Annotated in this window: 7 protein-coding genes and 1 tRNA gene; 3 read left to right on the top strand and 5 right to left on the bottom strand. The window is 61.2% G+C overall.

Annotated elements, in window-relative coordinates:
* Window positions 1-183 precede the first annotated feature (183 nt).
* The 3 genes from AYR66_RS12645 (at window position 184) to recQ (ending at window position 3,486) form a co-directional block, all read left to right on the top strand.
* Window positions 184-735 carry a DUF1439 domain-containing protein gene (locus AYR66_RS12645; RefSeq protein ID WP_088707767.1) on the top strand — a complete coding sequence of 184 codons (552 nt, stop codon included), beginning with the start codon at window positions 184-186 and terminating at the stop codon, window positions 733-735.
* Window positions 736-822: 87 nt separating this feature from the next.
* Window positions 823-1,653, top strand: a complete 831-nt coding sequence (locus tag AYR66_RS12640; RefSeq protein WP_088707766.1) for an undecaprenyl-diphosphate phosphatase — start codon at window positions 823-825, stop codon at window positions 1,651-1,653.
* A gap of 9 nt (window positions 1,654-1,662) precedes the next feature.
* Entirely contained in the window at window positions 1,663-3,486 is a 1,824-nt protein-coding gene (gene recQ, locus AYR66_RS12635) for a DNA helicase RecQ (protein WP_088707765.1), read from the top strand.
* On the opposite strand, the gene trmB is transcribed toward recQ, so the two are convergent.
* The 5 genes from trmB to AYR66_RS12610 all read right to left on the bottom strand — a co-directional run.
* Window positions 3,483-4,163 carry a tRNA (guanosine(46)-N7)-methyltransferase TrmB gene (gene trmB, locus AYR66_RS12630; protein WP_088709785.1) on the bottom strand — a complete coding sequence of 227 codons (681 nt, stop codon included), beginning with the start codon at window positions 4,161-4,163 and terminating at the stop codon, window positions 3,483-3,485. The genes recQ and trmB overlap by 4 nt on opposite strands.
* Window positions 4,164-4,251: 88 nt before the next feature.
* Window positions 4,252-4,325: transfer RNA gene (locus AYR66_RS12625), tRNA-Gly, on the bottom strand.
* A 131-nt stretch (window positions 4,326-4,456) separates the two neighbouring features.
* Window positions 4,457-5,692, bottom strand: a complete 1,236-nt coding sequence (locus AYR66_RS12620) for a c-type cytochrome (protein ID WP_088707764.1) — start codon at window positions 5,690-5,692, stop codon at window positions 4,457-4,459.
* A gap of 205 nt (window positions 5,693-5,897) precedes the next feature.
* The gene (locus tag AYR66_RS12615) at window positions 5,898-7,076 is read right to left on the bottom strand and encodes a GGDEF domain-containing protein (RefSeq protein ID WP_088707763.1); all 1,179 of its coding nucleotides are present in this window, start codon (window positions 7,074-7,076) and stop codon (window positions 5,898-5,900) included.
* A 128-nt stretch (window positions 7,077-7,204) separates the two neighbouring features.
* The coding region (locus tag AYR66_RS12610; RefSeq protein ID WP_170942306.1) for an NAD-dependent succinate-semialdehyde dehydrogenase at window positions 7,205-8,376 on the bottom strand (1,172 nt) is incomplete at its 5' end.

The following is an 8,376-nucleotide window of genomic DNA, read 5'->3' as shown; positions in this document are numbered from 1 at the left end:
AACCGGCGGGCGTGCGTTGCGTCCAGCTAAACGCCTTGAATCAATGCATGATCTTCGGCAAACCTGAACGGCCCGCCGTGTGCCAAAGTCTGGAGCCATCGGCGGAAATGTGCGGCGAGACGCGCGAGTACGCGATGCAATTCCTGTCCCGCCTCGAGCAGTTGACGTCCTGAGGGAGATGACATGAAACAACGCTTGGCTGCAATCGGCGTCGTGTTTGCGGCATTGATCCTGGCATCATGCGCCACCCTGATGGGGCCGCGCGATGTCGAAATCCCGCTGGCGAAATTGCAGGAAGCGATTGCCAGCCGTTTTCCTTTCAACAACCGATTCCTGGAACTGCTCGACATCCGCGTCACCAATCCGCGCGTCGCGCTGCAGCCGGACGCCAACCGCATCCTGACCAGCATGGATGCGTCGATTGCGCCACCCTTCATGAAGCAGTCCTGGAACGGCAACCTTGCCGTATCCGGCCAGCTGCGCTTCGATCCCTCGCGCAATGCGCTGGTGCTGGCCGAACCGCGTGTCGAAACCTTCAACGTCAACGGACTCGACCCGCTGTATGCCAACCAGATCAGCCGCGTCGGCAGCCTGCTGGCCGAACAGATGCTGAAAGATATTCCTTTGTACACATTCCGGCCGGACGAACTCCGCCTCGGCGGAACGGCCTTCAATCCGACGCGAATCACGACCAGGAGCAACGGTCTCGTGGTAACCTTTGAGCCTGTTCGCTAGCCTGCGCGCCGCCGTGCGCGCAGCGCCCGAAACCCGCGCCGCCGCGGGTTTTTTATTGATTGAATAACTGTACCGAAAAAGCATTTCATGGATGTCACGCTCGCGCTGAAAGCGCTCATCATGGGAATCGTCGAAGGCCTGACCGAATTTCTCCCGATTTCTTCTACCGGCCACCTGATCCTCACCGCCAGCCTGCTCGATTTCACCGGCGACAAGGTGAAGGTGTTCGAAATCGCGATCCAGGCCGGCGCCATGCTTGCCGTGTGCTGGGAATATCGCGCGCGCATTGCCAAGGTTCTCTCGGGCTTGACCAGCGACGCGAAGGCGCAGAAATTCACCCTCAATCTCATCATCGCCTTCATGCCGGCGGCCGTCCTCGGCCTGCTGTTCAACAAGGCGATCACCGCGAAGCTGTTTTCGCCGGTGCCGGTCGCGCTGGCCTTCATCATCGGCGGCATCGTGATCCTGTGGGTCGAGCGCCGCAACAAGACCGCGTTCAAGGCACGCGTGGAATCGGTCGATGAAATGAGTGCGCTCGATGCGCTCAAGGTCGGCTGTGCCCAGGCCTTCGCGCTGATCCCCGGCACAAGCCGTTCCGGCGCGACCATCATCGGCGGCATGCTGTTCGGCCTGTCGCGCAAGGCGGCGACCGAGTTCTCGTTCTTCCTCGCGATCCCGACGCTGTTCGCGGCGACCATCTATTCCGTCTACAAGCAACGCGAATTGCTGTCGTCCGCGGACCTGCCCTGGTTCAGCGTCGGCGCGGTGGCATCCTTTGTGTCCGCCTTCCTGTGCGTGCGCTGGCTGCTGCGCTACATCAGTTCGCACGACTTCGCTGTCTTCGCGTGGTACCGCATCGTGTTCGGTGTTGTCGTGCTCGCAACGGCTTATGCCGGATTGGTGGAGTGGGTGCATTAAAATACGCGGATGCGTGATCAATCTGACAACAATGCGCCGCTGCACGTCCTGCAGACGGTCTTCGGCTACCCGTCTTTCCGCGGCCAGCAAGCCGACATCGTGAACCACGTCGCCGGCGGCGGCGACGCGCTGGTGCTGATGCCGACTGGCGGCGGCAAGTCCCTGTGCTACCAGATTCCTTCGCTCGTCCGTGACGGCGTCGGCGTGGTGATCTCGCCGCTGATCGCGCTGATGCAGGACCAGGTCGACGCGCTCGCAGAAGTAGGAGTGCGTGCGGCCTTCCTTAATTCCACCCAGTCCTTCGAAGAGACGATCCGCACCGAAAAGGCAGTGCGCAAGGGCGAACTGGACCTCGTCTATGTCGCGCCCGAGCGCCTGATGACGCCGCGCTGTCTCGAGCTGCTCGAGTCGTCAAAGATCGCCCTGTTCGCAATCGACGAAGCACACTGCGTATCGCAATGGGGCCACGACTTCCGGCCCGAGTACATCAAGCTGTCGATCCTCCACGAGCGCTTCCCGCAGGTGCCGCGCATTGCGCTGACCGCGACCGCCGATCCGCAGACGCGCGCCGAAATCGCGCGCCGCCTGCAACTGGAAGATGCGGCGCAGTTCGTGTCGTCCTTCGACCGCCCCAACATCCGCTACCAGATCGTCGAGAAAACCAACGGCCGCAAGCAGGTGCTGGATTTCATCCGCGAAGAACATCCGGGCGATGCCGGCATCGTCTACTGCCTGTCGCGCAAGAAGGTGGAAGAAACCGCCGATTTCCTCAATGAACACGGCCTCACCGCCTTGCCTTATCACGCCGGCATGGACCATGCGACGAGGGCCGCCAACCAGTCGCGCTTCCTGCGCGAGGATGGCATCGTGATGGTGGCGACGATTGCGTTCGGCATGGGCATCGACAAGCCGGATGTCCGTTTTGTCTGCCATCTCGACCTGCCCAAGAGCATCGAGGGCTATTACCAGGAAACCGGACGTGCGGGCCGCGACGGCGCACCGGCCGATGCCTGGATGGCGTACGGCCTGCAGGACGTGGTGCAGCAGCGCCGCATGATCGACGAATCGGAAGCCGACGAGAATTTCAAGCGCGTGCAGACCGCCAAGCTGGATGCGATGCTCGGCTTGTGCGAAACGCTGAACTGCCGGCGCGTGCGCCTGCTCGATTATTTCGGTCAATCCTCCGGACCCTGCGGCAATTGCGACATCTGCCTCGCGCCGCCGGTGTCCTACGATGGCACCGTGCAGATGCAGAAACTCCTGTCATCCATCTACCGCGTCGACCAGCGTTTCGGCGGCGGCCATGTAATCGATGTCCTGCGCGGTACCGACTCAGACAAGGTCAAGCAGTGGCGACACGACAAGGTATCCACCTTTGGCATCGGCAGCGAAACCAGCGAAGCCGAATGGCGCGCCATCCTGCGCCAGGCGATCGCGCTCGGGCTGGTCGTAGTCGACCATGATTCCTATGGTGCGCTGAAGCTGACCGCCGATGCGCGTCCCGTACTCAAGGGCGAGCGCACGGTGCAGCTGCGGCAATACCAGAAACCGGCGAAGAAGAAGCGCGAGTCCGCGAAGCCGAAGGGCTACGTCGAAAGCGAACTGTCGTCGTCCGAGCAGGGAATTTTCGAAAAGCTGCGCTGGTGGCGCGTGGAGACGGCGCGCAAGCACAACGTGCCGGCCTACGTTATCTTCCACGACGCGACCATGCGCGAGATCGCGAAGATGAAGCCGTCTTCGCTCGATGATTTGCGGAATGTGTCGGGGGTAGGCGAGAAGAAGCTGGAAAGCTACGGCGAAGAGATCATCGCCCTGATCGCCGAATTGGTCTAACGCTTGGTGAACACCAGGTCCCACACCCCGTGGCCCAGCTTCAGGCCGCGGTTCTCGAACTTGGTTACTGGACGGTAATCCGGACGCGGCGCGTAACCCTCCGCCGTGTTCTTCAATGCCGGCTCGTCGCCCAGCACCTGCAGCATCTGCTCCGCATAATCCTGCCAGTCGGTCGCGCAGTGGATATAGCCGCCCGGCGCGATGCGCGAGCACAGCAGCTGGACGAAGGCCGGCTGGATCAGGCGGCGCTTGTTATGGCGCGCCTTGTGCCACGGATCGGGGAAAAAGACGTGCACGCCGGCCAGCGAGTCCGGCGCAATCATGTGCGTCACCACTTCGAACGCATCGTGCTGGATCACGCGCAGGTTGGCCAGCTGCTGCTCGCCGATCAGCTTGAGCAGGCTGCCCACGCCGGGTGTATGCACTTCGACGCCGATGAAATCCTTCTCCGGCATGCCGGCCGCGATCTTCGCGGTGGTATCGCCCATGCCGAAACCGATTTCCAGGATCAGCGGCGCCGTGCGCCCGAATGCCTGGCTGAAATCAGCGGGCGCCTTCACGTACGGCAGGCAGAATTTCGGACCGAGCGTCTCGATCGCCTTCGCCTGTGCCGTCGACAGCCGTCCCGCACGCGTCACGAAACTGCGGATGCGGCGTTCCGTCGGGTCATAGAGCATCTGCTTGTTGCTGCCGTCGTCGTGGGTGTGGGACATGCCGGTTTCCGGATAACCAATAAAAAAGGCACCGACCGGTGCCCGATTGACCTGGAGCGGGTGAAGGGAATCGAACCCTCGTCGTAAGCTTGGGAAGCTTCTGCTCTACCATTGAGCTACACCCGCGAGAACCCGCATTTTACGCGGGTTCTCGTCCGGTTTGCAAATTGGCGGGTTGTCAGCTTTGACGAAACAGCCATCGTGAAAAATGGCGCCGCCAATGACTCTCGGGAGCGATGCGCGCTCCCGTGCTCCCGTCAAAGCGATTTGAGGTACTGGACCAGATCGGCCATCTCGGCATCCGTAAGCTGTAGCGACTTTTTCGTGTTGTAGGTTCGTACGACGTCCTCCAGCGTAGCCGCCGTCCCGTTGTGGAAATAGGGCGGATGTTGCCAGATGCCTCGCAAGGGGGCGGTGCGATACATCTTGGTTGCACTGCGCGATGCATAGCTTGGAACGCCATTCGGCTCCGGTTCGCTGACCACTTCGCTTGGGAAATGAAGCTGCAGGTTGGCATCCGTGAACTCCGGCCCACTGTGGCACGTGATGCACTTTCCAGCGCCGTTGAAAACAAGGCGTCCTCGCTGCGCAGCCACCGGATCGAAACTGCCCGCGGCTGGGGGCGGCGCGGTCAGCGAGCGTTGATATGCCTGCAACGGAGCGAGTTTTGACGTGACCTGGTCGTCCGTTCCATTGGTTACATTGATACCGGTGCGCGGTTCCGAAAACGTGCCGTGTCCTCCCATTTGAGTGACTGAGACGTAGCGGTTCCAGTAGGCGATGTCATTTCCGTCTCCGGTGGAAGTGATGCGATGAATATTGCTCAAGCCGAATGCCGGGGGAATGACTTGAGGTCCGTTGATCCCGTCGAAGTTGAAGCGCGGGTCGTACTTACCTTTACCCCAGGAGTTGTAGACGGCTTTCTTTTCTGCGCTGATCGCAGGGGAAAGCGCAATGATCGCACCGGGATTCAGATCGCGGTTCGGCCAGCCGTCGAGCCGTTTTCCGATGCCTGAGGCGAACGAGTTGTCGACGGTGGAATGGCATAGTGCGCAAGTGATGCCGACGCGCGTCAATGTGTCTTTTCCATTCACTGCCTCGACTTTTCCTTGCAATCCTACGACGGCATTCAGCTTGAGCAGCGCCACGGTCGTTTCCGGGCTCTTCAAATCAATGCTGCCGTTCTGTATACCTTGCACGACCGCCGGCGGCAATGCCTCCGCATCCACCTTCAATCCTACCGAGAGCGCTGTCACTGGATCCACCGCCGCACTGATGACGTCGTGCATGCGCAGCGTGTCCGTCCAAAATGTCTCGTCACTGAAGGTGTCGAACCGGAAAATCTGCCTGCCTTGAGCGACAAGCACAGGGTCCTGCGATGCGGTGACTGCCGCTGTATCGTTACCTCCGCAGGAAGAAAGGAGGGCAACGATACTTAGCGATCCACACGCAAGCTTTATGCACGCTGTCCCAAGTGAGCCTGAATATTCCATGTTCAACCTCCTCCAAGAAACATAGACCAGCCGCACGGCACTGCCGGCGTATTCGCTGTTGTCGTGGAATTAGATGAAATGAAAATTGGCCACGTTCCGGGAATTTACATAGTCCCGTAAAAAGTCTGCGGCCTATGCACGCATTCCGCTTGCGTGTTTCAATGCGCGGATTCTGGATGGCGTTGCAAACTGACGTCGCCGTATGTCATGCCGGAACGGCAAACGGCCGTGCCGCACGACCGTCGACTTCGACCCGGTTGCGGCCGTTTTCCTTCGCGCGATAGAGCGCTTCGTCGGCACGGGAGAGCAGGGAGCCGGCGTCTGCGGTGCCTTCGCTGGCGGATGCCACGCCGACACTTACCGTGTATGCCGGCAGGCCGGGGGAAGTGGCCGCCGCAATGCCCTTGCATACCCGGTCGGCGATTGCGCTTGCTTCGCTCAGGCTCGTTTCCGGCAGCAAGGCAACGAATTCCTCGCCGCCATAGCGGCCGATGGAATCGATATGGCGGAGCATTTCGCGCGTGCGCCGCACGAAATCGATAATTACCTTGTCCCCGGTCACATGCCCGAAACGGTCGTTGATCGACTTGAAGCTGTCGAGATCGAACATCAGCAGCGCGATCGGCCGTCCGCTGCGGTGGCTGCGCGCCACTTCCTTGTCCAGCAGTTCGATGAAGGCCGTGCGTGCAAAGGCGTCGGTGAGCTGGTCGTGCGAGGCGATGAATTCAAGTTTCGCGCGCAACCGTTCGTTCACCAGCATCATGACGCCGAGCGTGATCGCGAGGACCGAAAAGGCCAGCGCGGCAAGATAGGCTTTTTGCGTCAAGGTGCCGCCCAGCACATTGACCGGTGTGTCGAAATGAATGGCCATCGTGACGGCGCGTACGAGGGATACCGTGCCGATGGCGCCGAAGACGAGGCCGGTAAAACGGCCGGCGATCGAATCGCCGCTGGTGCGCCACACTTGTCGCATACAGGCGAAGAACAAAGCGGCATTGGTCAGCGTCACCGCTATCGAGCGCGCCGGATAGTTGTATTCGACAAAGGTGAACCAGCTGACATAGGCGCTGAGCACGGCCAGCATGGCGCCCATGAAGTGCAGGCGCGTTGGCAGCCCCGCGAAGTGCCTGAATCCGGCATAGAACAGCATGATCCCGCCTACCAGCGTGGCGTTCGCAAGGACTACGCAAAAAAAGTCGGGAATGACGCCGGACAGCCAGAACAGTCCGCTGGCAAGCACGGTTCCCATCAAGCCGCGGCTCCAGTACACCAGCCCGCCGATGGTCGGCGGAAAGCTGCGCCGCAGGATGAACATGATGGCCGAGCACAGGAGGCCGAGCAAACCGGCAACGAAGATCAGCGATCGCGGATCGAGTTCAGCCACTGAAAATTCCCTCCCTTGTAACCAAAAATATAGCAATTCCCACAATGCCTTGTCATTGGGAAATTAAATTGGACAGGGAGCAGAAAATTGCCGCCGCGTCTCGCGCGGCGGCAGGGGAAGGGACGCGGTCAGATGCCGCCCATGCAGAGGTATTTGATTTCGAGGTATTCGTCGATGCCGTATTTCGAGCCTTCGCGACCCAGGCCCGACTGCTTGACGCCGCCGAAGGGGCCGACTTCGTTCGAGATCAGGCCGGTGTTGATACCGACCATGCCGTACTCGAGCTTTTCAGCCACGCGCCAGACGCGGCCGATGTCGCGCGAATAGAAGTAGCTGGCGAGGCCGAATTCGGTGTTGTTGGCCGCAGCGATAGCTTCTTCCTCTGTCTTGAATGTGGTCACGGCCGCGACCGGGCCGAAGGTTTCCTCGCGCATCACCAGCATGTCGGCGGTGACATTGGCGAGCACCGTGGGTTCGTAGAATTGCCCGCCGAGCGCGTGCAGCTTGCCGCCGGTGAGCAGTTTCGCGCCCTTGGAGACCGCGTCGGACACGTGCTCCTGCACCTTGGCCACGGCTTGTTCGTCAATCAGCGGCCCTTGCGCGACGCCGGCCTCGAAGCCGTTGCCGACCTTGATCTTGGCGGCTCCCGCGGCCAGTTTTTCGACGAAGGCGGCGTGCACCGATTCATGCACATAGATGCGGTTGGTACAGACGCAGGTCTGGCCGGCGTTGCGGTATTTCGACACCAGCGCGCCTTCCACCGCCGCATCGATATCGGCATCCTCGAACACGATGAAGGGGGCATGGCCGCCCAGTTCCAGCCCGATCTTCTTGACCGAGGGCGCGCATTGCTGCATCAGGATGCGGCCGACCGGCGTGGATCCGGTGAAGGACAGGTGGCGCACGGCCGGGCTTTCGCACAGGACCTTGCCGACTTCGATGGAACGTTCAGCATCCGCGGTGACGATGTTCATCACGCCCGGCGGCAGGCCGGCACGATGCGCCAGTTCCGCCATGGCCAGCGCCGACAGCGGCGTTTGCTCGGCGGGCTTGATGACGATGGTGCAGCCGGCGGCGATCGCGGGCGCGACCTTGCGGGTGATCATCGCGATCGGGAAGTTCCAGGGGGTAATGGCCGCGCATACGCCGATCGGCTGCTTGAGCACCACCATGCGCTTGTCGGTCCAGGTCGACGCGAGCACGTCGCCGTTGACACGCTTGGCTTCCTCGGCGAACCACTCGACGAAGCTGGCACCGTACATCACTTCGCCCTTGGCTTCCGCCACCGGTTTGCCCTGTT

Source organism: Noviherbaspirillum denitrificans (assembly GCF_002211445.1).
GTDB lineage: Bacteria > Pseudomonadota > Gammaproteobacteria > Burkholderiales > Burkholderiaceae_D > Noviherbaspirillum > Noviherbaspirillum denitrificans.
This window is presented reverse-complemented; position numbering and strand designations above follow the sequence as displayed.